The following is a 26298-nucleotide window of genomic DNA, read 5'->3' as shown; positions in this document are numbered from 1 at the left end:
CTGATGCATGACGCCGCGTTTCTGACGACGGCGACCCGGCACGGCGGCGGTCTGATGAGGGCCGCCGCCGCCTATCCCGACGCGCCGCGCCCCTGGCTGGACCTGTCCACCGGGATCAACCCCGAACCATGGCGCGGGCCGCGTGCGGCGGAGGCCGAGTTGAACCGCCTGCCTGATCCCGGCGCCCTGGTCGCGCTGGAGACGACGGCGGCGGCGGCCTTCGGCGCGACGACGGATCGGACGGCTGCTGTGGCCGGGGCCGAGGCGGCGATCCGTCTTCTGCCTCTGTTGCTGGGCGTGCGTTCGGTCGAGATCGTCGGTCCGACCTATGGCGCTCATGCCGAGGCCTGGCGGGCGGCGGGCGTAGCGACGCGCCTGATCGCACCGGATCAGGCGGCGGCGTCGCAGGCGGGAGTGCTGGTCATCGTCAATCCGAATAATCCCGACGGCCGCCTGACCCGGCGCGCCGACCTGATCGCCATGGCGCGCGAGCGCTCGGCGGCGGGCCGCTGGCTGGTGGTGGACGAGTCCTTCATCGAATGCGCGCCCGACGACAGCGTGTCGGATTTGGCCGAACCGGGCCTGATCGTCCTGCGCTCGTTCGGCAAGTTCTATGGTCTGGCCGGGGTAAGGCTGGGCTTCATGCTGGCCGCGCCGGATGTGATCTCACGCCTGCGCGCCCTGCTGGGCGACTGGCCTGTCGGCGCCGACGCCCTGATCATGGGGCGGGGCGCCTATGCCGACAGCAGATGGCGGCGGCGGACCGAGGCGGCCCTGGCGGATCGCGCTGATCGGCTCAATGATCTGCTAGTCCACGCCGGATTTCAGATCATTGGCGGAACCAGCCTATTTCGCATGACGCGCACGCCCCACGCGGCGCGTTGGTTTCAGCACCTGTGCCGGGCGGGCATCCTGACCCGGCCCTTCGATCATACGCCCGACGGTCTGCGCTTCGGCGTGCCGACCGAACGCGATCTGCCGCGATTGGCCCGCGCGCTGGAGACCTTCTCGTGAGGACGACGCGGCGGGGCGCATTGGTCGGTGCAGGCGCGGCCCTGATCGCCGCGCCCGCCGTGGCCAAGCCCGCGCCGCGTCGCGTCGTTTCCCTGAACGCCTGCCTCGACGCCATCTTGGTTCATGTCGCCGACCGGGGCCAGATCGCGGCGCTCAGCCACTATGCGCGCGAGCCGGTTGGCTCGACCATTTCCGAGGTGGCGAAGACCCTGCCCTTCACCTGGGAGACGGCCGAGGAGGTTATCGCCCTGCGCCCCGATCTGGTGCTGACCAGCCGCCACAGCGCGCTCGCAACCCGCAATGCGCTGGGGCGGATGAACATCCCTACGGAGTTGTTCGCCGTTCCCGACAGCGTCTCAGCCAGTCTGGATCAGGTGCGGGAGGTCGCGCGTCTGGTTGGTCGCCCGGCGCGAGCCGCGGCCCTGATCGCCCGCATTGAGACCGCCATCGCCGCCGCCGCGCCGCCGCCGGGATCGCGACCGCTCAAGGCCCTGATCTATCAGCCCAACGGTTTCGCCGCCGGGCGCGGCACCCTGATGGACGAGATGATGACCCGCGCCGGGTTCGATAACGTCGCCGGGCGCTATGGCCTCGGCAAGTGGGGCAATGTCCCGGTCGAGCGCTTGCTGGCCGATCCGCCTCAGGTCCTGCTCAGCGGCACGCCCGCCCTGGGCTCGCGCACCTGGGCCGACCGGGTGATGCGCCACCCGGCGCTGGCCTCGCTGTCAGGTCGGATGGTCCAGGCGCAACTGGACGAGAAGCTGCTCTATTGCGGCGGCCCGGTGCTGATTCAGACCGCCGCCGCCCTGGCTCGGGCGCGCCGCTCGGCGCTGGAGGCCCTATGACCGTGCCGCGACCCTTGATCATGGCGGGGCTGCTGGCCCTGATCGCCGTCCTCTTCGTCGCCAGCATGAGCGCTGGACGCGTCTGGATTCCATGGAGCGACTGGGCCAGCCAGCGTGGTGGTCCGGCCTGGGCCATCCTGTTTGAACTGCGCCTGCCGCGCACCATCCTGGCTCTGATGGTCGGGGCGGTTCTGGGACTGACCGGGGCGGCGCTGCAAGGCTACACCCGCAATCCGCTGGCCGATCCGGGGATGCTGGGCGTCTCGACCATGGCGGCGCTCGGGGCGGTGCTGACCTTCTATCTGGGTGCGGCGGCGAGCGCGCCCTGGGTGTTGCCCGGTGCGGCCATGCTCGGGGCCGGACTGGGCGTGGTCCTTCTACTGGCCTTGGCGGGGGCGACCAGCAGTGTCGTCACCTTCATTCTGGCGGGCGTGGTGATCCAGACCATGGCCGGAGCGGGGGTGGCCTTGGCGCTGAACCTCGCGCCCAACCCCTGGGCGGTGAACGAGATCGTCAACTGGCTGATGGGCTCGTTGGCCGACCGCAGCGTGGTCGAACTGAAGCTGGCCGCGCCGGGCATGATCCTGGGGGCTCTGCTGTTGCTGACGCAGGGTCGAACGCTGGACGCCCTGATCCTAGGCGAGGCCGGGGCGCGGTCGTTGGGGGTTCGGCTGGATAGGGGGCGTTTGATGCTCGCCCTAGGTGCGGCGCTGGCTGTCGGCTCCGCGGTGGCGGTGACAGGGTCTATCGGCTTCGTCGGCCTGATCGTGCCTCATCTGCTGCGACCGCTGATCGGGGCCCGGCCCGGCGGGCTGCTGCTGCCCTCGGCTCTGGGCGGCGCGGTCCTGGTGCTGGCGGCGGATATTCTGGTGCGGCTGACCCCGTCGGCCGCCGAGATCAAGCTGGGCGTGGCCATGGCGGCTCTGGGCGGGCCCTTCTTCCTGGCCCTGTTGATCGGCATGCGGAGGAAGCTGGCGTGAGCCTTCTGAGCGCGGAAAATCTGTCGGTCCGTCTGGGCGACAAGGCGGTGCTGAACGGCGTCGGCGCGGCCTTTGCGCCGGGACTGGTGACGGCGGTGGTCGGACCGAACGGGGCGGGCAAGTCCACGTTGCTGGACTGTCTGGCGGCCCTGCGAAAACCCGATGCCGGTCAGGTGACGCTGGACGGTCGCGCCCTGCGTACCCTGCCGCCGCGGGAACGGGCCCGCCGGATCGCCTATCTGCCACAGAACGCCGAGATCGCCTGGGCGGTGAACGGGCGCACCTTCGTCGGTCTGGGCCGCACCCCCCATGTCGGCGCCTGGGGCCTGACCGCCGAGGACCGGGTCGCCGTGGACCGCGCCATGGCCGTGACCGGCGTGGAGGCGTTTGCCGATCGCGTCGTCTCGACCCTGTCGGGCGGCGAACGGGCGCGCGTCCTGATCGCCCGTGCTCTGGCCGGCGATCCGCAATGGCTGCTGGCCGACGAGCCTCTGGCCGGTCTGGACCCCGGCCATGTTCTGGACGCCTGCGACCTGTTCCGGCGACTGGCGGATGAAGAGGGGCGTGGCGTCGTCATCACCCTGCACGACCTCGACGCCGCCCTGCGCGTGGCCGACCGCGTGATCGTTCTGGCCGAGGCGCGGGTGCTGGCCGACGGCGCGCCGGTCGAGGCCCTGTCGCCCGAGGTGCTGAAAGCAGCCTATGGCGTCGAGGCCCGCACGCTGGACGGCCTGCGTGGCCCGGTGCTGGAGATGGTCGGCCGTGCCCGCTAGCGTACCGACGCCCTGGATCGTCGCGGGCGCCCTGTTGCTGGAAGGCGCGATCGGCTGGCCGCGCCGTCTGAGCCATCCGGTCGTCTGGATCGGCGGTCTGATCGCGACGCTGGAACGGCGCTGGAACCGCGCGGCGTGGTCGGCGAAGTCACGGCGCGCGCTGGGCGTCCTGACGGTTCTGATCCTGCTGGTCGTGGCGGGCGGCGCGGGCTGGGGCCTTGAAGGGCTGGCCGCCACGGCGCCCTTCTGGCCGGGACAGGCGATCCTGGTGATCTGGGGGGCGACGGGCCTGGCGGCGCGCAGCCTGTTCGACCACGTCCGCGCCGTGGCGCGTCCGCTGGCGGCAGGCGATCTGCCCGCCGCGCGGCTGGCCGTGGCCATGATCGTCGGCCGCGACGTAGAGGCGATGGACGAAGGCGAGGTGGCCGGCGCCGCCTTGGAAAGTCTGGCCGAGAGCTTTTGCGACGGGGTGGTCGCGCCGGTCTTCTGGTTCGTGGTCGGCGGCCTGCCGGGTCTGTTCGTCTACAAGGCGGTCAACACCGCCGACAGCATGATCGGCCATATGGAGCCGCGCTGGCGCGCTTTCGGCTGGGCGGCGGCGCGCACCGACGATGTGATGAACTGGATCCCGGCACGGATCGCCGGGGCCTTGATCGCGCTGGGCGGTTGGCAGGGCTGGCGCGTCATGTGGCGCGATGCGGGCAAGCACGCCTCGCCCAACGCCGGCTGGACCGAGGCGGCCATGGCGGGCGCGCTTCGGGTTCGGTTGGGCGGGCCGGTTCGCTATGACGGAATCACCACCTACCGCCCCGATTTCGGCGACTGGGCGCCCCCGCGCGCCCATGACCTGAACCGAGGTCTTCGCGTCTATGGCATGGCTTGCGTTGTTCTGATGTTGCTGCTGATCGCCGGAGGTTTCGCATGGGCGCGCTGATGATCCAGGGGTGCGGCTCGGACGTGGGCAAGTCGGTGCTGGTTGCGGGCCTGTGCCGCCTGTTCACCAATCGCGGCCTGACAGTGCGGCCGTTCAAGCCGCAGAACATGTCCAACAACGCCGCCGTCACCGCGCCCGGCGCCGAGGGGCAGGTGGGTGAAATCGGTCGCGCCCAGGCGCTGCAAGCCCTGGCTTGCCGCGTTCCGCCAAACGTGGACATGAACCCGGTCCTGCTGAAACCGCAGAGTGATACGGGCGCGCAACTGGTCGTGCGCGGGCAGGTCGAGGGCGTCTGGCAGGCGGCGGGCTATCAAGGGCGCAAGGCCGCGCTTCTCGATGTCGTGCTGAAGAGCTTCCGCACACTGGAGGCGGAAGCTGATCTCGTGATTGTCGAGGGGGCGGGTAGTCCGGCCGAGACCAATCTGCGCGCTGGAGACATCGCCAACATGGGCTTTGCGCGGGCCGCACATGTACCGGTGATTCTGGTCGGCGATATTGATCGGGGCCATGTCATCGCGTCCCTGGTTGGGGCCCATGCCGTGTTGGAAGACGAAGACCGATCCATGATCAAAGGCTTTTTGATCAACAAGTTCAGAGGTGATCCGTCGCTATTCGATGAAGGACGGGCCGAAATCGCAAGACGCACCACATGGACGGACCTGGGTATGGCGCCCTGGATGAGTGACGCCCGATCTCTGCCGGCGGAAGACGCGGTCGTGTTGGACAGGGCTGGCCGCGAGGGGGACGGTCGAGTTCGTATCGCCGTCCCCATGTTGTCGCGCATCGCCAATTTCGACGACTTCGATCCTTTGAGACACGAGCCGGGCGTGGACTTCGGCTTCGTTCCTCCCGGCCAGCCCCTGCCGGGCGACGCCGACCTGCTCATTCTTCCGGGGACCAAGGCGACGCTAGCCGATCTGGCTTTTCTGCGGGCGCAGGGGTGGGACGTGGACATCGCCGCCCACGCGCGGCGAGGGGGAAGGGTCCTGGGCGTTTGCGGCGGCTATCAGATGCTGGGACGGACGATCAGCGACCCGGAGGGCGTCGAAGGCGTGGCCGGAACTGCGCCGGGCCTGGGGTTGCTGAACGTAGAGACCGTGCTGGCGGGCCAAAAAATCTTGCGCCGGGTGAGCGGCTGCATGGTCTCCTCCCGCGCCGTCTTCGAGGGCTATGAAATTCACATCGGCTCGACCAACGGTCCTGATACTGGGCGCCCTGTTGCTGTCGTCGATGGGCAGCCGCACGGCGCGCGTTCGCCCGACGGGCGAATTGCGGGGCTCTACGTCCACGGCCTGTTTGACCGGGCGGACGCGCGACACGCCTTGCTGGCGGAAATGGGCGTGGCGTCCGACGGCGTCGATCAGACGGACCGTGTCGATCAGGCGCTGAACCGCATCGCCGCCGTTTTGGAACAACACTTCGACATCCCGGCCCTGAGCCGGATCGCGGGTTTGACATGACCGACCTGACCGAACTTCTGGCCGTCCCAGCCCTGGATAGAAGGCTGGAGCCTGCCTTGCGGCGGGCGCTTGACGGTAAGGCTAAACCGCCCGGGGCTCTCGGCCGGATCGAGGAATTGGCCCTGGTTCTGGGCCTGATCCAGGGGCGCATGCAGCCGATGATCGAGCGACCCGTGCTTCTGGTCTTCGCGGGCGATCACGGTCTGACCCGCTCGGGGGTGGCGGCCTTTCCCCCTGGCGTAACCGTCTCCATGGTCGATGCCCTGCTGGCGGGCAAGGCCAGCGCCAATGCCTTCGCCCGTGTCGTTGGCGTCGAGGTCCGCGTGATAGATGCGGGCGTCGCCGCCGATCTGTCCCACCGTTCGGGGCTGGTTCAGGCCAAGGTCGGCTGGGGCACGGCTGACGCCTCGGTCGAGCCAGCCATGACGCGCGTTCAGGCCGAGGCCGCCCTCTTGGCCGGAGCGCGTGTGGCAGTCGAGGCGATCGCCAACGGCGCCGATCTGATCGCGCTCGGAGAAATGGGAATAGGCAACAGCGCCTCGGCCGCCCTGTTGATGCATCGGCTGGCTCCCGCGTCCCTGGAGCAATGCGTGGGGCAGGGGGCGGGTCATGCGCCAGAAGGCATGGCGAGGAAGCGGGAGGTTTTGGCCAAGGCGGCGGCGCGATCGGACGTCACCACGCCCTTCGACGTCCTGAGCCAGTTTGGCGGCTATGAAATCGCCATGATGGCCGGGGGGCTGCTGGCGGCGGCCCACGCTGGAGTTCCCGTGCTGGTGGACGGCTTTATCGGCACAGCAGCGGCCCTGTTGGCGGTGCGCCTGGCGCCGGCCGCGCGCCATTATTGCCTCTTTGCTCATGCCTCGGCGGAGGCAGGGCACCGTCTGATGCTGGAGGCGATGGAAGCGCGTCCCTTGCTGCAACTGGACATGAGGCTGGGCGAGGGAACCGGCGCCTTGCTGGCCGTGCCCTTGGCAAAGGCCGCCTGCGCCCTGCTGTCCGAGGTCGCGGACCTGTCTGAAGTATTGGAGGCGGCGGTTTGATCCGGCATGAGGGAAGGCTGTTCGTCTGCGCCGTGCAGTTCCTGACCCGGATCCCAACGCCGCCTTTGGTCGGTTTCCGATCAGAATGGATTCAGCAGAGCGCGCGCTATTATCCACTGGTGGGCCAGATCGTCGGGGCACTGTCGGCGCTCGTCATCTATGGCGCGGCCCAGGTCTGGAGCGCGTGGATCGCAGCCCTGCTGGCCGTGGCGGCAGGCGTCGTCCTGACCGGCGGTTTCCACGAAGATGGACTGGCCGACACGGCCGATGGTCTGGGCGGCGGGCTGACACGCGCGCGCCGGCTGGAGATCATGAAGGACAGCCGATTGGGCTCCTACGGCGCCTTGGCGCTGGGTCTGACCCTGGCGCTGCGCGTCGCGGCCCTGGCCATGCTGACGCAGGTTTCGCCTCTGCTTGCCGCCGTTGCCTTGTTGGCGGCGCATGGGTTGGGGCGTGCGGCGGCGGTCATGGCGATGACGATCATGCCCTATGGCGGCGACCCTGGCATGGCCAAGGAGGGCAGGCCGGATCGTGCCTCGCTGGCGGGACTGACGGTGGCCGTTCTCACCGCTCTATGGCCCCTGAGTTTCTTCACACCTGCCATGGGAGGCGGAGGCGTGGCGCTGGGCCTGTTGCTCGGCGCCGTTCCCGCTTGGCTGGCCTGGCGCCTGATCGGCGGGCGCACGGGTGACGTTCTGGGCGCGGTCGAGCAGGCGTTCGAGGTCGGCTTCCTGCTGGGCGTCGCCGGGCTGGTGGTTGGATGAAGCTGATCGTCGCGCCCCTGCGTGAGGTCGGCGGTCTGCTGGCGCGGTATCAACCGTCGCATCTTGTCAGTCTGGCCTCGCCAGGTCACGTCGACGATCCTCTGGCCGATCCGCTGGTTCATCGACTGGACCTGAGGTTCAACGACATCGCCGAGGTTCGGCCGGGCCTGACGCCGCCGAGCCCGGCCGACATCAACGCCTTGTTGGTCTTCGCCGAGAGCTGGAACGGGGTTCGGCCTCTGTTGATTCACTGCTGGGCAGGGATCAGTCGGTCTACGGCGGCGGCCTATGCCGTCGCCTGCGCCAAATCTGCCCCTGGCGGAGAAGCGGATTGGGCCGAACGCCTGCGCGCCGCCGCTCCCACCGCCACGCCCAATCCGCTGATCGTGGCCCTGGCCGACCGTCATCTGAACCGCAACGGCGCCATGACCCGCGCCATCGCCGCCATGGGGCGTGGGGCTGAGGCGGCCTGGGGCGAGCCTTTTGAACTCGACCTGTCGTCCAGACCGTGACCGGCCCGAGGGCATGAAGGGTCACTTCATCGCCCGCCTGCCGGCGGAGCCCACATCGCCGTGACGACGGGGGAAAGCGAGATTGTCTCAGGGCATGGAGGCGACGCTGTCGGACGACAGTCGCGGCCTCAACCGTCATTCTGGCCCATGTCGCTCTCGAACAGTGCGCGCCCAGCGAGGCGCCGTCATCCGGGCGTCGTGGCGCTAGATCGATTTTATTCAAGAATGGTGGCGGACAGGGTGGGATTCGAACCCACGGTAGGCTTCCACCTACGGCGGTTTTCAAGACCGCTGCCTTAAACCACTCGGCCACCTGTCCAGCGCGAGTCGAGACAGCGCGCGGAGGCGTGCATAGCGTCAAGTTCGCCGTCGCCCAAGCATAAAGCGCGGCTGGCGCGCATGGAGGGTCAGGCGGGGCGTGGAGCGGATGGGCGCGTCACCAGCCAGATGCCGGCGCAGACCAGGAACAGGGCGGCCAGATAGCTCCACCGCATAAGGTTTTCGCCCAGGAAAAGAGCGGACAGCGACACTCCGAACACCGGGATTAGAAAGTTGAAGGCTGCGATCATGCCGACCGGATTGTGCTTCAGCAGCAGGCTCCACACCGCGAAGGCGACCGCCGACAGCAGCGCCGTATAGAGCAGCAGGGCGCCCGACTGAATTCCCAAGGCCTCCAGATGGCCGCCGCCCGCCATGCCCAACCCGGTCAGGATTACGCCGCCGATGAACAACTGCCAGCCGGTCATGACCATCGGGTCCATGTCGGCGGACAGGCGCTTGCCATAGATGGAGGCCGCCGCCAGCACGAAGGCGGCGATAATGATGAAGCCCTCGCCCAGAAGGCTGAATTCGAAGCCCAGGGCGCCGCCGCCCAGGTTGACCACGACAACGCCCAGGAAGCCGATCAGGCAGCCCAACACCTTGCGTCGGTTGAGCCGGTCGTCAGCATAGAGGATGTGGGCCAGGACGACGCTGAAGAAGACGCCGGTGGCGTTCATGATCGACGACTTCACCCCGCTGGCGTGGGCCAGTCCGATATAGAAGAAGACATACTGGATCGTCGTCTGAGTCAGGCCCAGCAGGGCGACCTGGCGCATCTGGCGCTCGTTCAGCGCCAGGATCGGCTTCTTCATCGCCGCCGCAACAATCAGCAGGATCAGGCCCGCGAGCGCGAACCTCCAGCCCGCGAACAGCATCTGGCTGGCGATGTCGGAAGGCGCGATATGCAGCAGGGCGTAACCGGTCTTGACCGCCGGAAAGGCGCTGCCCCACAGGAGGCAGCACAGGGTCGCCAATGCGAAAACGCCCGAACGGGTCTGGGAGAGGGAGGAGTTCAAGGCGCTCGCTTCAACAAGTGGCGCGGGCGCGATGCCGTCGCCGCGACGCCAGGACGCATAGCTTCAAACCTGCCGTTAACCAAACCGGAAACGTCCTCGGCCAGGATCTCCCTGAGTAGGCAGGAGTGCGTAAAGCCATGATGGCGAGATTGCTGAGGGGCGCGTTGACCGCCGCCGCCTTTTCCACCCTGGCGGCGTGCGCCAGTTTCGGAGGAGGGCGGGATGCCCCGCTGGGGCCGCCGGTCGTGACCGATCCCGCGCCCATCGTCTCCGGCACGATGCGGCCCTATCAGATCCGCGGTCGCTGGTACCGTCCGGCCGAACAGCCCGCCTATGACGAGGTCGGCATGGCGTCCTGGTACGGCGCGCAGCATAACGGCCGCCCCACATCGACCGGCGAATTGTTCGACATGAACGCCCTGACGGCGGCGCATAAGACCTTGCCGCTGCCGAGCCTGGTCGAGGTGACCAACCGCGCCAATGGTCGTCGTGTCATTCTTCGTGTCAATGATCGCGGGCCCTTCGTCGACAGTCGGATCATCGACCTGTCGCGGGCGGCGGCCGAGGAGTTGGGTCTGCTGTCGCAAGGCGTGGGCGAGGTGCGCGTCCGCTACGTCGGCCGCGCGCCGAGGACGGGCGGAGGATCGGCGATGCGGCGGGCGGAGGTCGCGCCCACGCCACCGCGGCCCTATAGCCCGCCGTTGACTGGGGGCGCGCCTGCGGCGGCGGATCGATCGGCCTACTGGGTTCAGGCGGGGGCCTTCTCCGACCGTGGGGCGGCCAAGCGAATCGCTGACCGTCTGGGCGGCCGGGCGACAATTCAGGACCTGAGCGGCGGCGGTCAGCCTCAGTTTCGGGTGATCATTGGTCCCTGGCCCGACGCCAACGCCGCCGAACAGGCCCGTCAGGCTGTCATCGCACGCGGGTTTGGCGACGCCCTGTTGATATCAGGCGGTTAAGGCTTGCCTGGCGCGCGGCGGTCGCCATTGTGCGCGGGTGCAGCGCGGTAAGTTCATCACATTCGAAGGCGGCGAGGGAGCCGGAAAGACCACGCAGGCGCGCCTGTTGGTCGAGCATCTTCGCTCGCTTGGAATCGACGTCGTTCAAACGCGTGAGCCAGGCGGCTCGCCGGGCGCCGAGGATATTCGCAACATCGTCGTCGCAGGGGACGCCGGGCGCTGGTCGCCGCGCACCGAGACCCTGCTGATGTACGCGGCCCGCTCTGACCATTTGGAGCGCACGATTCGCCCGGCCCTCGACGAGGGCAAGTGGGTGGTCTGCGATCGTTTCGCCGATTCCAGCCGCGTCTATCAGGGGGCCGGCGGCGGCGCGCCCGAGAGCCTGATCGAGGCGCTGGACGCCGCCATCGTGGCCGAGGATCAGCCGGACCTGACCCTGGTGTTCGATCTGCCGGTCGAGGTCGGGCTGGAACGCGCCTTTGGTCGCGGCCTGTTCGAGACCCGGTTCGAGTCCAAGGGCCTGGCCTTCCATCAGAAGCTGCGCGAGGGCTTCCTGGGCGTGGCGCGCCGTCACCCGGAACGCTGCGTCGTGATCGACGCCACTGGTGAGCTTGAGGCCGTGTCCGAACGGCTGTGGAGCGCCGTGTCCGAGCGGCTGCTGTGAGCGAACACCCGCGCGACCGGTACGATCTGGTCCCGGACGTCGCGGCCGAAGAGGCTTTTCTCGACGCCCTGAATCGCGGGCGGTTGCACCATGCCTGGCTCCTGTGCGGCGTCGAGGGCAGCGGCAAGGCGACCTTTGCCTATCGCGCCGCGCGCCGACTGCTGGGGGCTGCGCCCGACCCCTCCCGCGGGCCGCTGGGCGCCGCGCCCTATGACCCGGTCAGCCAGTTGGTCGCCGCTCAGTCCCACCCCGATCTGCTGGTGATGGAGCGGCTGGTTGAAGGCGGCAAGCAGAAGAAGACCATCTCGGTCGATCAGGCGCGCGACCTGCCGGGCTTCTTCGCCAAGAGCCCGTCTCAGGCCCAGTATCGCGTGGCTATCATCGACGCCGCCGATGATCTGAATGTCAACGCGGCCAACGCCTTGCTGAAGATTCTTGAGGAACCGCCTGAGCGCGGCGTCCTGCTGCTGGTGACCCATGCGCCGGGCCGGCTGCTGGCCACGATCCGCTCGCGTTGCCGCCGCCTCAGCTTCCCGATCTGGACGCCGGATCAGTTGGAGACCTTGGTGCGCAACCGGACGGGCGCCGACCCTGATGATGCGCGACTGGCTGCCGATATGGCTGGCGGATCGCCCGGCGCGGCCCTGGCCCTGTCCTCTGGCGCCATGCAGGAAGTCGACGCCCTGGCGCGCAGTTGGGTGCTGGGCGACGCTGTGGATCGCGCCGAACAGATGGCGGTCGCGGACGGGTTTCGCGGAGCCGAGGGACAGGCCCGGTTCGAGGCTCTGATGGATCGCCTGATCGCGGCGGTGAAGATGCGCGCCCTGGAGGCGCCGGCGGGGCAAGGCGCGCGCTGGGCCGAACTGTGGACCCGGCTGGCCGAGTTGCCCGATCGTACGGCGGCCATCAACCTGGATCGCGCCGACGTTCTGGCTGGCGCGCTCGCCGATATCGCCCGCACCAAGGCCCTTCGATGATCATCGACAGTCACGTCAACCTGCACGCCCATCAGTTCGACGAGGATCGCGACGAAGTCATCGCTCGCGCCCGTCAGGCCGGCGTGCGCCTTATGGTCGAGATTTCGGACAAGCTGTCGACCTTTGAGGCCACCCACGGCCTGGCCATGGCCCACGACGACATCTGGTGCACGGTCGGCGCTCACCCGCATGAGGCCAAGGATCACGTCGCACTGACGGCTGACGACCTGGTGGCCCTGGCTCAGCGCCCGCGCGTCATCGGCATCGGCGAATGCGGTCTGGACTTCCACTATGACTTCAGCCCGCGCGACATTCAGGCGGCGGTCTTCCGTCAGCATATCGAGGCGGCGCGCCGAACGGGTCTGCCGCTGGTGGTGCATACGCGAGAAGCCGACGACGTGATGGCTGATATCCTGCGCGAGGAGCACGCCAAGGGGCCGTTCAAGCTGTTGATGCACTGCTACACTAGCGGCATCGAACTCGCTGAAACAGCAGCGGAACTTGGCGCCTGGTTTTCCGTTTCCGGGATCGCCACCTTCAAGGCGGCAGAGGACGTGCGCGAGGTTGTTCGCCGGATGCCCGAGGATCGGATCATCGTCGAAACGGACTGCCCCTATCTGGCGCCCATCCCGCATCGAGGGCGTCGCAACGAGCCGGCCTATGTCGGGCTGGTGCTGCAAAAGCTGGCCGAAATCCGGGGCTGGTCGCCTGAGGAGGCGGACCACCGCACGACCGACGCCTTCTTCGCCCTGTTCGACCGCATTCCCCGGCCCGCCGAATGAGCAAGTCGGGCGAGCTGGAGATCGTCATCCTCGGATGCGGGTCATCCGGCGGCGTGCCGCGCGGCGACGGCGACTGGGGCGACTGCGATCCGGCCGAGCCCAGAAATCGGCGCACCCGCTGTTCCATGCTGGCGCGACGTCACGGTCCCCAGGGGACGACCAGCGTCCTGATCGACACCTCGCCCGACCTGCGGCAACAGGCTCTGGCCGCCGAAATCCAGCACGTCGACGCCGTCCTCTACACCCACGACCACGCCGACCAGACGCATGGCATCGATGATCTGCGCGTCTTCGCCATTCATGCGCGGCACCGCATCCAGGCCTGGATGGACCCCGCCACGCATCAGGCCCTGACGACCCGCTTCGACTACATCTTCGAGAGCCACCACGGCTATCCGGCCATTCTGGAGGCGCATCGCATTCCCCCGCACGGCCAGACCTGGAGCGTCGAGGGCGCGGGCGGGGAGATCCCCGTCGTGACCTTTGATCAGGCCCATGGCCCGATCCGCTCGGTCGGCTATCGCATCGGGCCGGTCGCCTATTCCAGCGACGTATCCGATCTGGATGAGGCGGCGCTAGAGGCGGTGCGCGGCGCTGACCTCTGGATCATCGACGCCCTGCGCTACACGCCCCATCCGACCCACGCCCATGTCGACAAGGCGTTGGACTGGATAGCCCGGGCCCAGGTCGGTCGAGCCGTTCTGACGAACCTGCATATTGATCTGGATTACAATGCGTTGTCGGCGGCTTTGCCTGAAAACGTCGAGGTCGCCTTTGACGGCTGGAGTGGCCGTTTCGATCTGTAGTTCACCCACCGGGATCAGGCTCTGAACCGACGCTCAGCAACGACGTTGTACGGGTTTCGGATGAGGATCGACGCCATGCTTCGCACAGGCCTTACGATCGCCGCAGCCGTCGCCGCCCTGACCCTGGGCGCGGCCTTCTCGCCCCCTCAGCAAGCCAGCCCCCTGGTCATTGAGGTGCAACTGAAGAACTATGCCTTCGCCCCGTCGACGCTGCGACTGCCACACGGCGTTCCGGTCGTGTTGAGACTGATTGAAACCGCCGGCTCCCACAGTTTCGCGGCGCCCGAGTTGTTTGCGGCCTCGACGCTGGACCCCGCCACCGCTCAACTGGTGCATGACGGCAAGGTCGAGGTCGGCGAAGGCGGCGTCGAACTGCGCTTCACGCCGAACACGCCCGGAACCTACGCCTTCCATTGCACCCATTTCATGCATTCGTCGTTCGGCATGAAGGGCACGGCGGTCGTGGAGTAGTGCCGTCGCCGGTCGCTCTGCTAGCGCTTTCCACGGCGTCGCCGCCGCACGTCCTGCGCCAGGACGAGGTCGCGGCAGCGGCGCGTTGGCTGCTCCAGGATCGTTTTCCCGGCTTTAACCGTATGGCGCCGGTTTTCACCACGGCGGGCATCGATACGCGCCAGTCCGCCATGCCGATCGACTGGTTCTTCGCGCCGCGCGGCTGGCCGGAGCGGACAGACGTCTATCTGAGGGTCGCCGTCGATCTGTTCGTTGAGGCCGCGCAGAGGGCGCTGGATGAGGCGGGCCTGCAAGGTTCCGACGTCGACGCCATTGTCACCGTATCCTCCACCGGCATCGCAACCCCCAGCCTGGAGGCGCGGGCGATGGAGCGGATGGGGTTTCGCCCGGACGCGGCGCGCATTCCTGTCTTCGGCCTGGGCTGCGCCGGCGGCACGACGGGTCTGGGCCTGGCCAGCAAGCTGGCGCTGGCGACGCCGGGCAGCGTGGTCCTGCTGGTCGTGGTCGAGCTTTGCACGCTGTCGTTCCGCATGGAGAACCTGAGCAAGGCCGACATCGTCGCCACAGCCCTGTTCGGCGACGGCGCGGCCGCCTGCGTCCTGCGAACGGGCGAGGGCGGGTTCGCCCGGATCGACGGCGCGGCGGAGCTCACCTGGCCGGACACGCTGAACATCATGGGCTGGCGTGTCGGGGAGACGGGCTTTGGCGTCGTCTTCGACCGGGCCATTCCGCCCTTCGCCAAAAACCACCTGCGGCCGGCGATGGAGGAGATGCTGGCGGCGCAAGGGCTGGCGATGGACGACGTGGACCGCTTCCTGTGCCATCCAGGCGGGATGAAGGTCATCGACGCCATTGAAAGCGCTCTGTCGCTGGACCCTGGCCGATTGGATCACGAGCGGGCTGTCCTGGCCGAACACGGCAACATGTCGGCGCCGACCGTCCTCTATGTCCTGGACCGGACCAGAAAGGCGGACATGCCTGAAAGATCAGTTTTGGTCGCCCTGGGTCCCGGCTTCACCGCCAGCACCGTCAGCCTGAGCGCCCGATGATCCTTTCGGTCGTCATCCTCAGCCTCGTGACGGCCCAGCGGATCGGCGAACTGGCGTTGGCCCGAAGAAACACGCGACGGCTGATGGCGCGTGGCGCAGTCGAGGCCGGCGCCGGCCACTATCCCTTCATCGTGGCCCTTCACGCCGCCTGGCTGATCGGTCTGTGGCTCCTGGCCTGGGATCGACCGCCAAACATGGGACTTCTTGCCGTCTTTATCGGATTGCAGGCTGCGCGGGTCTGGGTCATCGCGACGCTGGGTGATCGCTGGACAACGCGGATCATCTCGCTGCCTGGCGCGCCCTTGATCCGCCGCGGGCCCTATCGCCTCTTGTCCCACCCAAACTACGTGGTTGTGGCCGCCGAGATCCTGATCCTGCCCCTGACCTTCGGCCTGATCTGGTTCGCCCTGATCTTCAGCGCGTTGAACGCCGCCATGATGAGGGTGCGGATTCGCGCCGAGGTTCGAACCTTCAGTGTCGCCGGCGGCGCGGGCGCGGACGAAGCAATCCGCTCGCCGCGGCCGGGTCGTGACGGCGCATAGGAGCCGACCAAAAAGCGCGCGTCCAGCGACCCGAAACCCTTTGAGATTCGCAGGACGTATGGTGTCGGAGAGGGAAGAAGATGTCGGTCATGGCCTGATCGCGCAGGAAATTCTGCGACATCCTGATCCACCTGCGGGCATGACGCGTAAACTCGCCGCTGTCTGACAGCATCAAATCGTTTTTTGTGCCAGTGAGATGTCACACTGGCTTGCCGGGGCGCTTTTCCGGCGCTCGCGATGTGGGCGTCAAGGCCGCGTTTCGGCGTCATCAAGAGGGATGAAGAATGTTCAGGACGATCTTGCTTTCCACCGTCGTCGCGCTTTCGGCGGCCGGCGCGACCCAGGCTCAGACGGCGCCCGGCCGCTGGACCGTCAGCCTTGAGGCTGGGGCTGAGTTTCCCACCAGCGGCGATGTGCATGGCGGGGCGACCGCAACCGTGCCGAACCTCGGCCCGCTCAATCCCGCTCTGGAAGGAGTGGACGCCGAGTTGCGGATCCAATCGCGCAGCTTCGACGACATCTATGGCGAGGGCATGAATATCGGCGCAGAGTTCGCCTATGGCCTGAGCAACAACGCGGAAATCTTCGGGTCGCTGCGCTACATGCAGGCCGATGAGGGTCGGGTTCAGGTCGGCGGCGCCTTCGTACCGGCGCTGGATACCACCCTGCCGGTCTATGGCACGTTCGACGAGTACAAGGCCTATGCTCTTGAAGCCGGCTACCGTCAGTATTTCGGCTCCGGCCCGCTCAAGCCCTATGTCGCCGGACGTGTGGGCGCGGTCTTCACCGACAAGATCAACGCTACGTTCGAAATCCCGGACGCCGCCATCACTATCGCCGACGCGCCCTTCTATGACAGCTCAACCAGCTTCACGGCCGGTCTGGATGTCGGCCTGTCCTACGCCTTCAACGAGCAGGTGTCGGTGCAGGCCGAGACGGGCATTCGCTATATCTCCAGCCTCAGCGACGACGACAGCGCCATCGGCGGTCTGGGACTGGCGTCGATCAATGGCGTTGGTGATCGCACCTATATGCCGCTGACCGTGCGGGCGCGGTTCGCCTTCTAATGCCGAGGCCCCGGGGCTGCTGCCTGGCTCCGGGGCCATCTTCTTGAGCGTCAGGTGCTTTGCACCTGAGGTGAACCGCTTGCCGATCCGCGGCGTCCGCCGCAGGATCGTTTTCGTCGCAGACGGCGATGTCAGAGAGCCTTCATGCGGCCCAATCGAAAACAACTGACCATCCTTTGCCTGGTCGTACTGGTCGGGCTGGCCGCAACCGTTGCGGTCCTGTGGCGCCGGCCGCCTGAGGTGGCGGTGAGTGCGGTCAAGCCGCAAACGGTGGAACTGGGGCTGTCGGTCGTCGGTCGGGCCCGTTCCCTTGACCTGGTTCAGGTGGCGTCGCCCAATCCGGGCCAGGTCGTGCGCCTGATGCACGACGACGGCGACCGCGTCGCGGCCGGGGAGCCCCTGGCGGTCATTCTAGCCACCGTAGAGCAAGCCCAGACTGAGGCCGATCTGGCGCGCGAACGCGCTGCCCGTGCCGAGGCGGCCGACGCCCGCCTGAAATACAACCGCACCCGGACGCTCAGCGAGCGGGGCTTCGCCGCGCCCGCCGCTCTGGACGCCGCCCTGACCACGCTTCAGGCGGCCGAAGCCAATGTGGCCGCCGCCGCCGCCGCCGTGCGCGCCTCGGCTGAACGCGCACGCGAGTTCACCATCCGCGCCCCGATGAGCGGCGTCGTGCTGGTGCGGCCCATCGACAACGGTCAGGTGGTGGCCGCCGGCGAGACCCTGTTCGAACTGGGATCGTCCACCGGGGTCGAGATTCGGGCTGAGGTGGAGGAAGCCTATGCCGACGCCCTTCGTCCGGGGATGACGGCCCGCGCTGCCCTGTCTGGAAGCGCGGCGATCTTTGGGGCGCGCGTGACCGAAGTCTCCCCCCAGGTCGACGCGGCCACGGGCGGGCGGCTGGTGAAGCTGGCGCCTGAGGCGGGGCCGTCCCTGTCGCCGGGTCGCTCGGTCGACGTGACCATTGTCGTGGGTCAACGGCCGGGCGCCATCGTCCTGCCGCGCAGCGCCATCGTGGACGCCACCGCCGCGCCCAAGGTCTATGTGGTCGACGCCGGCGACATCGTGCGTGAACGCGCCGTCGTGGTGGGGCGCTGGCCCACGGTGAACGCCCTGATCGAGCGCGGCCTGACGGCGGGCGACCGCGTGGTTCTGGACCCCGCCTCGGCGCGCGTCGGCGCCCGCGTCCGTCCGGTAGCGCCCAAGACGGGTGGTTGAGGCCGTGTTCGCCTTCAAGGTCGCGCGGCGGTATCTGCTATCCAACCCCAGTCAGACCCTGCTGCTGATCGCGGGGGTGGCCCTGGGCGTGACGGTGTTCGTCTTCATCACCGCCCTGATCGCCGGCCTGGCCGTGCGGCTGACCGATCAGGTCACGGGCGACAGCGCCCATGTCAGCCTGGAGCCCCCGACCCGCGTGGCGCGGGTCCTGGCGGGGCCGGACCTGCCGGTGGAATCGCTAGCCCTGGTGTCCACCTTTCAGCGCAAGCAGATCCGCGACTGGCCGATGATCGTCGATCTTCTGCGCGCCAATCCTGCCGTTTCGGCCATCAGTCCACAGATCTCGGGCAGCGCCTTCCTGGTCAAGAGCGAGGCGGTGTCGCCGGTGTCGATCCTGGGCGTGGACCCGCAGGGTATCGACGCCATCTCCCAGATCACGCCGAAGATCATCAGCGGCGACGGCGATCTGGGCGCGGACGGCCTGCTGATCGGGGTGCGCATGGCCGAGGATCTGGGCCTTGGCACCGGTCAATCCATCCTGCTGCGGACCGACCGCGGCGTGGAACGCCAGCTGACGGTAAAGGGCGTGTTCCGCACAGGCTTGGAGAGTCTGGACGAAAGAGTGGCCTTCATGTCGCTGCAGACGGCCCGGCCCCTGTTCGTCCTGCCCGAGGGCGTGACCAATATCGAGGTCAAGTTGAAGGACCCGGACGACGCCCGCGCGGTGGCGCGTTTTCTGGCCGATGCGACGGGCCTGCGCGCCACGCCCTGGCAGGAAAAGAACCTGAGCCTGGAGGACGCGCTGAAGGCGCAGGGCCAGACCGGAACCCTGATCCAGATTTTCTCGCTGATCTCCATCATCATCGGCGTGGCCAGCGCTCTGGTCCTGTCCGCCTATCGACGGCGCGGCGAGGTCGGCATCATGCGCGCCTTCGGCGTGCCGGGCGGTTTCATCCTGTGGGTTTTCCTGCTGCAGGGCCTGATCATCGGGCTGGTCGGCGCCCTGATCGGCTGCGTCAGCGGCTACGGCCTGTGCGTCTGGCTGGAGGGAATCGTCAAGCCTGACGGAACTTCGGCCCTGCCCATTGCGCCGGAGCAGGGGGGCTATGTCGCCGCTCTGGTGCTGACCACCCTCGGGGCGGTGATCGCCTCGATCCTGCCGGCTCGTTCGGCCTCGAAAGTCGATCCGCTGGAGGCGATTCAGCAATGACGCGCGTGTTGCAGGCGCGGGGGATCGAAAAGGTCTTCCGCAACGGGGAGGAAGAGACCCGCGTGCTGAAAGGCGTCGACCTGGATCTGGACCGGGGCGAGTTGGTCGCCCTGCTGGGGGCTTCGGGATCGGGCAAGTCGACCCTGCTGTCGATCATCGGCCTGTTGCTGCGTCCGTCGGCAGGCTCTCTGGCGATCAGCGGCGAAGCGGTTGACGGCCTGTCCGAAGCTCGGCGGGCGCGGTTCCGCAACGAACGGCTAGGCTTCGTCTTCCAGTTTCATCACCTGCTGCCCGACTTCACCGCCATGGAGAATGTCGCCTTTCCCGCAGCCGCGCCCGCCGGCGGGATTTCGCGCCAGATGCGCGACCGCGCGCGGGGCCTTCTGGCGCGGGTGGGGCTGGAAGATCGCATCGACTATCCGGCCACACGCCTGTCAGGCGGCCAGAAGCAGCGCGTCGCCATCGCCCGCGCCCTGATGAACCAGCCCGACCTGATCATCGCCGATGAGCCGACGGGCAACCTGGACCGCGAATCGGCCGACCGCGTGCTGGACCTGATGCGCGAGGTGAACCGGGAGGAGGGGGCCACATTCCTGATCTGCACCCATGACGAGGGCGTCGCCGCCCGGTGCACCCGCCGCCTGACGCTCAACGACGGGCTGCTCATCTCCAACCATGCGGTCGAAGACGACAGGCGGATCGAGATTACGTAGGTTTCCTTATGGACGCCCAGATTAACTCACGGTCAATGCGGCGGGTAGAAAGGGTAGAACCTGTGAGGTGTGCATGTTGATCCCCCAAAAACCGCATGACGAGATCGAGCGGCTGGCGATGGTCCGCTCCCTGGGCACAGAAGGGTATCGGGACGATACTGTCCTGGCCGGGATTCTTGATCTTGTGCGCCGCCATTCCGGCGCGCCTGCCGCCTTCATCTCTTTGCTGGATGAAGATCATCAGAAGTTTATCGCCCGAAGCGGCCTGGATCTGACCGAGACAGACCGCTCTATCGCTCTATGCGGGCACACTATTTTGCATCCCGAGGACGTTTTGTGGGTGCCCGATGCTCGTCTGGACGAGCGGTTTCACGACAACCCCCTGGTGGTGGGCCCTCCGGCCATCTGTTTCTACGCCGGCGCCCCTCTGGTGGTGAACGGTCGGGCGGTGGGAAGTCTCTGTCTGGTCGCCCCGGAACCGCGCGAGCATGACGCCGGTATCGCTGTCCTGCTTCAGGATCTGAGCCGGATTGTCGCCGAGCGGCTGGCCGGGCTGCACCGTTACCGGGCGCTGGAGCGCGCCCTTGAGGCGGCATCGGATGCCGTCATCATGGCGGACGAGAACAGCCGCTACATCCACTGGTCCATCGGCGCCGAGCGCCTGTTCGGCTATTCGGCTGCAGAAGCCCTGGGACAGACCGGTGAACTGATCGGCCTGACCTGTCATGACATCGAGACCCTTGCCCGCAGCGAGGGATTCGAGCCCCGCCACGGCGAGCTTGACGGGGCGCGCGCCGAGGCCAAGGCCACATGCAAGGACGGCTCGATCATCGATGTCGAGGTGTCTCTGGCTGTCTGGCATGAAAACGGCGTCAGGCGCACCAGCGCGACCCTCCGCAACATCTCGGAGCGCAAGGCGCAAAAGGCAGCCCTGATCCGCTCCAAGACCGAAGCCGAGGCCGCCAGCGTCGCCAAGAGCGCCTTTCTCGCCAACATGAGCCATGAGCTGCGAACCCCGCTCAACGGGGTCATCGGGGTGGTGGAACTCTTGACGGACACGCCGCTGTCCGATCACCAGAAGGAACTCGCGGGGATCATCCAGACCTCCGCGGACCAACTGCGAAGCCTGATCGGCGACATCTTGGACCTGGCGCGGATCGAGTCTGGCGAGATCGAGATCGCTCAGGAAGTCTTCGATCTGTCCGCCGAGGTGGAGCGTGCCTGTCAGCTTTGCGCGCTGAAGGCCTCTGAGAAGGGGCTCGACCTTGTCCTGTGTCACGACGACGACATCGGACTTGTCGTCGGCGATCCCCTGCGGCTACGGCAGGTGATCATCAACCTGCTGAACAATGCGATCAAATTTACCGACTCCGGGTCGGTGTCCATCAGCGTGATGCGGCTCGCGGACGATGTCTTCCGTTTCGAGGTGTGGGACACCGGCATCGGGTTTTCGCAGGAACAAAGCCGAAGCCTTTTCGAGCGGTTTCAGCAGGCCGACGGCGGCATCAACCGCCGATATGGCGGCACCGGGCTGGGACTGTCGATCTGTCGCGAGCTGGTGGAAGCCATGGGCGGCTCCATCGACTGTCGGTCGACGCCCGGCACGGGCTCGGCCTTCTGGTTCGACATCAAGTTGCCGCAGGGCAGGGCGGCGCCTGAACGCGAAGCGGCCCCGGCGGTTGAGGGCGACGGCCCGCGCCTAACGCACATCCTGGTCGCGGACGACAGTGAAACCAATCGCCGTGTGGCCGAGCTTATCCTGTCGGCGGCCGGTATCATGACCACGGCGGTCGAGGACGGGGTTCAGGCCGTGGAAGCCTGTCGCGCCACCCAATTCGACGCCGTGTTGATGGACATGATGATGCCGCAAATGGACGGCCTGGAAGCAACCCGCGCCATTCGCGATCTGGAAACGGCGCAGGGGCTGGGCCGGACCCCCATCATCATGCTGACCGCCAACACCCTGGCCGAGCATGTGGCGCGCGCGCTTCTGGCCGGCGCCGACCTTCACCTGCCCAAGCCGATCACGGCCTCGGCCCTCTACGAGGCCCTGGACCAGATCAGCGCGTCCGGCGGCTCGTCCAACGTACTGTCCGCCCAGGCCTGACGGCGCGAATCCGACTCCGTACAGCTTTTGCGCCCGCTGCAAAGATGGCGACCTTCGCATAATATATCTTAGGCGCTTAGGATCGTGCGCGAAAAGCTCGTGTCTAGTCGAGCGCGATACGTCGCGCGGGCCCTTCCTGGTGATGCCTAGGCGGTCACGCCTTCGGCGGCGTCGGCCTTCTTGCGGCGCAGTTCGATGATGCGGACGCACCAGATCGAGATTTCGTAGAGCAGCACCATGGGCACGGCGAGCATCAGTTGGCTGATGGGGTCCGGAGGCGTGACGACGGCGGCGACCACGACCACGGCCACGATGGCGTAGCGGCGGCCCTTGGCCATGACCTTGGAGCTGATCAGGTTGGCCAGGCCCAACAAGGTCATGACGACCGGCAACTGGAAGCAAAGGCCGAAGGCCAGGATCAGCGCCGTCACCAGGTTGAGGTAGTCCGACACCTTGGGCAGCAGCTCGGCCGAGACGCCCTGCCCGATGATCTGTTGGCTCAGCGAGAACCACATGACGAAAGGCAGCATGACGAAATAGACCAGGGCTGCGCCCAGCAGGAACAGGACCGGCGCGCCGACCAGGAACGGCAGGAAGGCGCCCTTCTCGTTGCGGTAAAGACCCGGCGCGACAAAGCGATAGAGCTGCCAGGCCAGGACCGGGAAGGCCACGATCACGGCGCCCAGACCCGCTAGCTTCATCTTGGTGAACAGGATTTCCAGCGGCGCCGTGTAGATCAGCTTGACGCTCTGGTGGTCCACGTCCGGCACCGGGATCAGCCGCGCCGTGCCCAGGATCAGATCGAACGGCGAGACATGGCCGTGCGCGCCCACCGTCTGATGGAAGGCCGCCGACACCACATAGGGCTGGACCAGAAACAGGTAGAGCTTCTCGGAAAAGGCGAAGCAGCCGATGAAGGCCACAATGAAGGCCACCACGCAGATCAGCAGCCGCCCGCGCAGCTCGATCAGGTGATCCATCAAGGGGGCGCGCGAGGCCTCGATCTCGGCCTCGTCCCGGTCGAGCGATGTCATTGATCGACCTTCTTCTTACGCACGGTCTTGGGCTTGGTCGCAGCAGCCTCGGCGACGGCGACGCCGGCCTTCGACGCCGGCTTGCGAGCCGTCTTGGGCTTTGCAGTCGTCTTGACCTTGGGAGCAGCGACGACGGGCGCGGCGACCGGTTCGAGTGCAGGCTGGAAATCGTCCGGCCATTCGTCCACGCCTGTGGCGACCGTCGCGGCTTCCCCCACGGGCGCAGCCAGGGCTGGAGCCTCCAACGGCGCCTCAAGATCCTTGCGGATGTCCTTGAAGGCCGCCTCGGCCTCGACGCCGAGCGGGTGCATCCCCTGCCCCGTCCGCAGAGCCTCGACCTCCTTGCGAAGGTCGTCCAGCTCGGACTGGCGCGCCATTTCGTCGAAGCTCGCGCGGAATTCGTTGGCCATGCCGCGCGCCTTGGCGACGAACTGACCGACCTTGCGCATCAGCACCGGCAAATCCTTGGGCCCTACGACAAGCAGGGCCACCAGACCGATGACAAGGATTTCGAACCCGCCGACTCCAGGGCCAAGACCACCCATGATTCAGCGTCTTTCCGCGAAGGCGATCAGCGGTTCAATTCTTCTTTTTCGGCCTCGGTGCGGGGCAGCGAGCTGACGCCGTCCTTCGGGCCCTTGGAATCCGTGTCGTCTTTCAGGCCGTCCTTGAAGGCGCGGATGCCCTTGGCGGCGTCGCCCATGATGCCGGACAGCTTGCCGCGTCCGCCGAACAGAAGGGCGACGACGACGATGACGATGGCCCAGTGCCAGATGCTCATGGAGCCCATGGCGTTACCTCCTCAAAGGAACCACGGAAGCGGTCCCATCCGACTGATTGTTGTGCGTCATATAGGCTGACTGATGGCGGCGCGCCAAGGGACGCTGTAGGGACCCGACCATGAGTCTCGTTGATCATGTCATCATCCATACCGACGGCGCCTGCAAGGGCAATCCCGGTCCCGGCGGCTGGGGCGCCATTCTGCAAACTGGCGGCGGTCACGAGAAGGAACTCTGGGGCGGCGAACCCAACACCACCAACAACCGCATGGAGTTGATGGCCGCCATCGCCGCGCTGGAGGCCCTGAAGCGCCCCTGCCGCGTCGACCTGCACACCGACAGCAAATACGTCATGCAGGGCATCACCGAGTGGATCCGGGGCTGGAAGGCCCGCGGCTGGAAAACCGCCGACAAGAAGCCGGTCAAGAACGACGACCTCTGGCGACGCCTGGACGAGGCCCGCAGCCGCCACGAGGTCAAATGGCACTGGGTCAAGGGCCACGCCGGCCACGTCCTGAACGAACGGGCCGACGCTCTGGCGAATCGCGGCGTCGACGAGATGCGACGCCGCTAGGCTGCATATCGGCAGCCATTCCGCTCCCTTTTCCGCTCATCCCGGCGAAGGCCAGGATCCAGATACAGAACTCGAGCGGCGGCCATTCGAGGCGAGTGCGCCCAAGACGACAGACTCGCGTCTTACAATCTGGGCCCCGGCCTTCGCCGGGGTGAGCGATAATAGGCGACCTCAGAGGGCGCGCACCCGCAGACGCGGACCGGCGACCGATTCGACCACCACGCTCTCGCCGGCCAGGGGCGCCGCGCCTTCGATATCGGCCGGCCATTCGGCGCCCGAGACGAAGACCCGGCCGCGACCGTCGACAAAGGCCTCGACCACCCGCGCCCGCGCACCGACCAGGCGCAGGTCGCGGTCGTTGATGTCCGGCTCATCGGTCGGATTGACCCGCTTGATCAGAGTCCGCGACGCCAGGGTGGCGATCACGGTCAGGGCGGCAAAGATCCCCGCCTCGACCGGCAATCCGAGGTTGGGCGAGATCGCCGCGATCAGCGCGACGACGCCCGCCGCCACCGCAGGCCACAGCAGCCACTCGGTCGAGGCCGCAGCCTCGATCGCCAGCAGGACCACGCCGATGGCCAGCCACAGCCAGAAGGGCTGAGAAGCATAGAGGTTCTGGATGAAGTCCATGACCTACTCCGTGGTCGGCACAGCGCCGCCGGGACGACGCGGCGCGACCGTGCGGGCCGGCGGCGGGGCGGCGGGCGAAGGCGCGGGCGTGCGCGCCGGCTCGCGACGAACGTCCGTGCGGCTCTGCTGCTGCTCCTTGGCCAGACCGACCAGTTCGCCCAGACCGGCGATGGTGCCGACCAGACCGCCCATTTCGGCGGGCACGATGACCGTCTTGGCCGTCGGGTTGCGGGCCAGTTCGGCGAAGGCCTCGACGTATTTCTGGGCCACGAAGTAGTTGATGGCGTTGACGTCGCCGCGGGCGATGGCCTCGGACACCATGGCGGTCGCCTTGGCCTCGGCCTCGGCTTCACGCTCGCGGGCCTCGGCGTCGCGGAAGGCGGCTTCGCGGCGCCCTTCAGCCTGCAGAATGGCCGACTGCTTGGCGCCCTCGGCGCGGGCGATGGCGGCCTGCTTCTCGCCCTCGGCCTCGGTGATGACCGCGCGCTTCTCGCGCTCGGCCTTCATCTGACGCGCCATGGCGTTGGTGATGTCGGCGGGCGGGGTCAGGTCCTTGATCTCGATTCGGTTGACCTTGACGCCCCACGGCTCGGTCGCCGCGTCGATGACGGTCAGCAGACGCGAGTTGATCGAATCGCGCTGGAACAGGACCTCGTCCAGCTCCATCGAACCGACCACGGTGCGCAGGTTGGTCATGCACAGCTGAGTGATGGCGTAGGGCAGGTTTTCAACGCGATAGGCGGCGGCCGAGGCTTCCATCACCTGAATGAAGACGATGGCGTCGACCTTCACCATGGCGTTGTCCTTGGTGATGACCTCCTGCTGGGGCACGTCCAGGACCTGCTCCATCATGTTCATGCGCCGACCGACCCGTTCGACGAAGGGAGTCAGGATGCTGATGCCCGGCTTCAGCGTCTTGGTATATTTGCCAAAGCGTTCCACCGTGAATTCACGGCCTTGCGGCACGATCTTGATGACGCTGAACAGGAAGATGATCGCGAAGGCCGCGAACACCACAAAGAAGAAAATCGAGAAATCCATAAGCCCCTCCGGTTGA

Annotated in this window: 29 protein-coding genes and 1 tRNA gene; 23 read left to right on the top strand and 7 right to left on the bottom strand. The window is 67.3% G+C overall.

The window, feature by feature from the left end:
- Positions 1 to 3: 3 nt before the first annotated feature.
- From cobD to P0Y52_06620, 9 genes are read left to right on the top strand one after another with little or no spacing between them, the layout of a single operon-like run.
- Positions 4 to 1014, top strand: a complete 1011-nt coding sequence (gene cobD, locus P0Y52_06660; protein ID WEK59218.1) for a threonine-phosphate decarboxylase CobD — start codon at positions 4 to 6, stop codon at positions 1012 to 1014.
- On the top strand, positions 1011 to 1859 hold the full coding sequence (locus P0Y52_06655) for an ABC transporter substrate-binding protein (GenBank protein ID WEK59217.1): 849 nt from the start codon (positions 1011 to 1013) through the stop codon (positions 1857 to 1859). The genes cobD and P0Y52_06655 overlap by 4 nt, the downstream gene beginning before the upstream one ends.
- Entirely contained in the window at positions 1856 to 2839 is a 984-nt protein-coding gene (locus P0Y52_06650) for an iron ABC transporter permease (protein ID WEK59216.1), read from the top strand. The genes P0Y52_06655 and P0Y52_06650 overlap by 4 nt, the downstream gene beginning before the upstream one ends.
- Positions 2836 to 3612: an ABC transporter ATP-binding protein gene (locus P0Y52_06645; GenBank protein WEK59215.1), complete on the top strand. Its 777-nt coding sequence runs from the start codon at positions 2836 to 2838 to the stop codon at positions 3610 to 3612. The genes P0Y52_06650 and P0Y52_06645 overlap by 4 nt, the downstream gene beginning before the upstream one ends.
- Positions 3602 to 4546, top strand: coding sequence for an adenosylcobinamide-phosphate synthase CbiB (gene cbiB, locus P0Y52_06640; protein ID WEK59214.1), 945 nt, complete (start codon positions 3602 to 3604; stop codon positions 4544 to 4546). The genes P0Y52_06645 and cbiB overlap by 11 nt, the downstream gene beginning before the upstream one ends.
- A complete protein-coding gene (locus P0Y52_06635; GenBank protein ID WEK59213.1) occupies positions 4534 to 6006 on the top strand; it encodes a cobyric acid synthase in 1473 nt (490 codons plus the stop codon). The genes cbiB and P0Y52_06635 overlap by 13 nt, the downstream gene beginning before the upstream one ends.
- Positions 6003 to 7046, top strand: coding sequence for a nicotinate-nucleotide--dimethylbenzimidazole phosphoribosyltransferase (cobT, locus tag P0Y52_06630; GenBank protein ID WEK59212.1), 1044 nt, complete (start codon positions 6003 to 6005; stop codon positions 7044 to 7046). The genes P0Y52_06635 and cobT overlap by 4 nt, the downstream gene beginning before the upstream one ends.
- Positions 7047 to 7078: 32 nt before the next feature.
- A complete protein-coding gene (locus tag P0Y52_06625; GenBank protein ID WEK59211.1) occupies positions 7079 to 7810 on the top strand; it encodes an adenosylcobinamide-GDP ribazoletransferase in 732 nt (243 codons plus the stop codon).
- Positions 7807 to 8322, top strand: a complete 516-nt coding sequence (locus P0Y52_06620; GenBank protein WEK59210.1) for a hypothetical protein — start codon at positions 7807 to 7809, stop codon at positions 8320 to 8322. Before P0Y52_06625 ends, P0Y52_06620 begins: the two co-directional genes overlap by 4 nt.
- Positions 8323 to 8551: 229 nt before the next feature.
- Here P0Y52_06620 and P0Y52_06615 read toward each other — a convergent pair.
- Positions 8552 to 8641 (bottom strand) — tRNA-Ser (locus P0Y52_06615).
- Between the two features lie 88 nt (positions 8642 to 8729).
- Positions 8730 to 9659, bottom strand: coding sequence for a DMT family transporter (locus P0Y52_06610; GenBank protein ID WEK59209.1), 930 nt, complete (start codon positions 9657 to 9659; stop codon positions 8730 to 8732).
- Between the two features lie 137 nt (positions 9660 to 9796).
- On the opposite strand from P0Y52_06610, the gene P0Y52_06605 reads away from it, so the two are divergent.
- The 13 genes from P0Y52_06605 to P0Y52_06545 all read left to right on the top strand — a co-directional run bounded on the left by P0Y52_06605 (position 9797) and on the right by P0Y52_06545 (position 22224).
- Complete coding sequence (locus tag P0Y52_06605; GenBank protein ID WEK59208.1) at positions 9797 to 10618, top strand: septal ring lytic transglycosylase RlpA family protein; 822 nt, start codon at positions 9797 to 9799, stop codon at positions 10616 to 10618.
- A 37-nt stretch (positions 10619 to 10655) separates the two neighbouring features.
- Positions 10656 to 11282 (top strand): dTMP kinase, encoded by a 627-nt coding sequence (gene tmk, locus P0Y52_06600; protein ID WEK59207.1) that lies wholly within the window; start codon positions 10656 to 10658, stop codon positions 11280 to 11282.
- Positions 11279 to 12259, top strand: a complete 981-nt coding sequence (locus P0Y52_06595; GenBank protein WEK59206.1) for a DNA polymerase III subunit delta' — start codon at positions 11279 to 11281, stop codon at positions 12257 to 12259. The genes tmk and P0Y52_06595 overlap by 4 nt, the downstream gene beginning before the upstream one ends.
- Positions 12256 to 13041, top strand: coding sequence for a TatD family hydrolase (locus P0Y52_06590; protein ID WEK59205.1), 786 nt, complete (start codon positions 12256 to 12258; stop codon positions 13039 to 13041). The genes P0Y52_06595 and P0Y52_06590 overlap by 4 nt, the downstream gene beginning before the upstream one ends.
- Complete coding sequence (locus tag P0Y52_06585) at positions 13038 to 13847, top strand: MBL fold metallo-hydrolase (GenBank protein WEK59204.1); 810 nt, start codon at positions 13038 to 13040, stop codon at positions 13845 to 13847. Before P0Y52_06590 ends, P0Y52_06585 begins: the two co-directional genes overlap by 4 nt.
- Positions 13848 to 13922: 75 nt before the next feature.
- Complete coding sequence (locus tag P0Y52_06580; protein WEK59203.1) at positions 13923 to 14318, top strand: cupredoxin domain-containing protein; 396 nt, start codon at positions 13923 to 13925, stop codon at positions 14316 to 14318.
- Between the two features lie 122 nt (positions 14319 to 14440).
- The gene (locus P0Y52_06575) at positions 14441 to 15367 is read left to right on the top strand and encodes a type III polyketide synthase (protein WEK59202.1); all 927 of its coding nucleotides are present in this window, start codon (positions 14441 to 14443) and stop codon (positions 15365 to 15367) included.
- Entirely contained in the window at positions 15364 to 15909 is a 546-nt protein-coding gene (locus tag P0Y52_06570) for an isoprenylcysteine carboxylmethyltransferase family protein (GenBank protein WEK59201.1), read from the top strand. Before P0Y52_06575 ends, P0Y52_06570 begins: the two co-directional genes overlap by 4 nt.
- A 284-nt stretch (positions 15910 to 16193) precedes the next feature.
- Entirely contained in the window at positions 16194 to 16976 is a 783-nt protein-coding gene (locus P0Y52_06565; protein ID WEK59200.1) for a hypothetical protein, read from the top strand.
- Positions 16977 to 17120: 144 nt separating this feature from the next.
- The gene (locus P0Y52_06560) at positions 17121 to 18194 is read left to right on the top strand and encodes an efflux RND transporter periplasmic adaptor subunit (protein WEK59199.1); all 1074 of its coding nucleotides are present in this window, start codon (positions 17121 to 17123) and stop codon (positions 18192 to 18194) included.
- A 4-nt stretch (positions 18195 to 18198) separates the two neighbouring features.
- The gene (locus P0Y52_06555; GenBank protein ID WEK59198.1) at positions 18199 to 19404 is read left to right on the top strand and encodes an ABC transporter permease; all 1206 of its coding nucleotides are present in this window, start codon (positions 18199 to 18201) and stop codon (positions 19402 to 19404) included.
- Positions 19401 to 20117, top strand: coding sequence for an ABC transporter ATP-binding protein (locus tag P0Y52_06550; protein WEK59197.1), 717 nt, complete (start codon positions 19401 to 19403; stop codon positions 20115 to 20117). Before P0Y52_06555 ends, P0Y52_06550 begins: the two co-directional genes overlap by 4 nt.
- Positions 20118 to 20190: 73 nt before the next feature.
- On the top strand, positions 20191 to 22224 hold the full coding sequence (locus P0Y52_06545; GenBank protein ID WEK59196.1) for an ATP-binding protein: 2034 nt from the start codon (positions 20191 to 20193) through the stop codon (positions 22222 to 22224).
- A 146-nt stretch (positions 22225 to 22370) separates the two neighbouring features.
- Here P0Y52_06545 and tatC read toward each other — a convergent pair whose 3' ends face one another.
- From tatC to P0Y52_06530, 3 genes are read right to left on the bottom strand one after another with little or no spacing between them, the layout of a single operon-like run.
- Complete coding sequence (tatC, locus tag P0Y52_06540) at positions 22371 to 23258, bottom strand: twin-arginine translocase subunit TatC (protein WEK59195.1); 888 nt, start codon at positions 23256 to 23258, stop codon at positions 22371 to 22373.
- A complete protein-coding gene (tatB, locus tag P0Y52_06535) occupies positions 23255 to 23803 on the bottom strand; it encodes a Sec-independent protein translocase protein TatB (GenBank protein WEK59194.1) in 549 nt (182 codons plus the stop codon). The genes tatC and tatB overlap by 4 nt, the downstream gene beginning before the upstream one ends.
- Before the next feature lie 26 nt (positions 23804 to 23829).
- A complete protein-coding gene (locus P0Y52_06530; protein ID WEK59193.1) occupies positions 23830 to 24048 on the bottom strand; it encodes a twin-arginine translocase TatA/TatE family subunit in 219 nt (72 codons plus the stop codon).
- Positions 24049 to 24158: 110 nt separating this feature from the next.
- Between P0Y52_06530 and rnhA the strand changes: the two genes are divergently transcribed.
- Positions 24159 to 24611, top strand: a complete 453-nt coding sequence (gene rnhA, locus P0Y52_06525; protein ID WEK59192.1) for a ribonuclease HI — start codon at positions 24159 to 24161, stop codon at positions 24609 to 24611.
- Positions 24612 to 24782: 171 nt separating this feature from the next.
- Here rnhA and P0Y52_06520 read toward each other — a convergent pair whose 3' ends face one another.
- Entirely contained in the window at positions 24783 to 25241 is a 459-nt protein-coding gene (locus P0Y52_06520; protein ID WEK59191.1) for an NfeD family protein, read from the bottom strand.
- A gap of 3 nt (positions 25242 to 25244) precedes the next feature.
- A complete protein-coding gene (locus P0Y52_06515; GenBank protein ID WEK59190.1) occupies positions 25245 to 26282 on the bottom strand; it encodes an SPFH/Band 7/PHB domain protein in 1038 nt (345 codons plus the stop codon).
- Positions 26283 to 26298 lie beyond the last annotated feature (16 nt).

It is taken from the genome of Candidatus Brevundimonas phytovorans, assembly GCA_029203145.1.
In the GTDB taxonomy this organism is placed as follows: Bacteria; Pseudomonadota; Alphaproteobacteria; order Caulobacterales; family Caulobacteraceae; genus Brevundimonas; species Brevundimonas phytovorans.
Note: the sequence above shows the minus strand (reverse complement) of the source record. Positions and strands in the feature narration are given on the sequence as shown.

Coding starts and splice junctions, on each gene's coding strand:
- cobD (WEK59218.1), top strand. CDS start 4: ATGCATGACGCCGCGTTTCTGACGACGGCGACCCGGCACGGCGGCGGT.
- P0Y52_06650 (WEK59216.1), top strand. CDS start 1,856: ATGACCGTGCCGCGACCCTTGATCATGGCGGGGCTGCTGGCCCTGATC.
- P0Y52_06635 (WEK59213.1), top strand. CDS start 4,534: ATGGGCGCGCTGATGATCCAGGGGTGCGGCTCGGACGTGGGCAAGTCG.
- cobT (WEK59212.1), top strand. CDS start 6,003: ATGACCGACCTGACCGAACTTCTGGCCGTCCCAGCCCTGGATAGAAGG.
- P0Y52_06620 (WEK59210.1), top strand. CDS start 7,807: ATGAAGCTGATCGTCGCGCCCCTGCGTGAGGTCGGCGGTCTGCTGGCG.
- P0Y52_06605 (WEK59208.1), top strand. CDS start 9,797: ATGATGGCGAGATTGCTGAGGGGCGCGTTGACCGCCGCCGCCTTTTCC.
- P0Y52_06590 (WEK59205.1), top strand. CDS start 12,256: ATGATCATCGACAGTCACGTCAACCTGCACGCCCATCAGTTCGACGAG.
- P0Y52_06585 (WEK59204.1), top strand. CDS start 13,038: ATGAGCAAGTCGGGCGAGCTGGAGATCGTCATCCTCGGATGCGGGTCA.
- P0Y52_06580 (WEK59203.1), top strand. CDS start 13,923: ATGCTTCGCACAGGCCTTACGATCGCCGCAGCCGTCGCCGCCCTGACC.
- P0Y52_06575 (WEK59202.1), top strand. CDS start 14,441: ATGGCGCCGGTTTTCACCACGGCGGGCATCGATACGCGCCAGTCCGCC.
- P0Y52_06570 (WEK59201.1), top strand. CDS start 15,364: ATGATCCTTTCGGTCGTCATCCTCAGCCTCGTGACGGCCCAGCGGATC.
- P0Y52_06565 (WEK59200.1), top strand. CDS start 16,194: ATGTTCAGGACGATCTTGCTTTCCACCGTCGTCGCGCTTTCGGCGGCC.
- P0Y52_06560 (WEK59199.1), top strand. CDS start 17,121: ATGCGGCCCAATCGAAAACAACTGACCATCCTTTGCCTGGTCGTACTG.
- P0Y52_06550 (WEK59197.1), top strand. CDS start 19,401: ATGACGCGCGTGTTGCAGGCGCGGGGGATCGAAAAGGTCTTCCGCAAC.
- P0Y52_06545 (WEK59196.1), top strand. CDS start 20,191: ATGTTGATCCCCCAAAAACCGCATGACGAGATCGAGCGGCTGGCGATG.
- tatC (WEK59195.1), bottom strand. CDS start 23,258: ATGACATCGCTCGACCGGGACGAGGCCGAGATCGAGGCCTCGCGCGCC.
- tatB (WEK59194.1), bottom strand. CDS start 23,803: ATGGGTGGTCTTGGCCCTGGAGTCGGCGGGTTCGAAATCCTTGTCATC.
- P0Y52_06530 (WEK59193.1), bottom strand. CDS start 24,048: ATGGGCTCCATGAGCATCTGGCACTGGGCCATCGTCATCGTCGTCGTC.
- rnhA (WEK59192.1), top strand. CDS start 24,159: ATGAGTCTCGTTGATCATGTCATCATCCATACCGACGGCGCCTGCAAG.
- P0Y52_06520 (WEK59191.1), bottom strand. CDS start 25,241: ATGGACTTCATCCAGAACCTCTATGCTTCTCAGCCCTTCTGGCTGTGG.
- P0Y52_06515 (WEK59190.1), bottom strand. CDS start 26,282: ATGGATTTCTCGATTTTCTTCTTTGTGGTGTTCGCGGCCTTCGCGATC.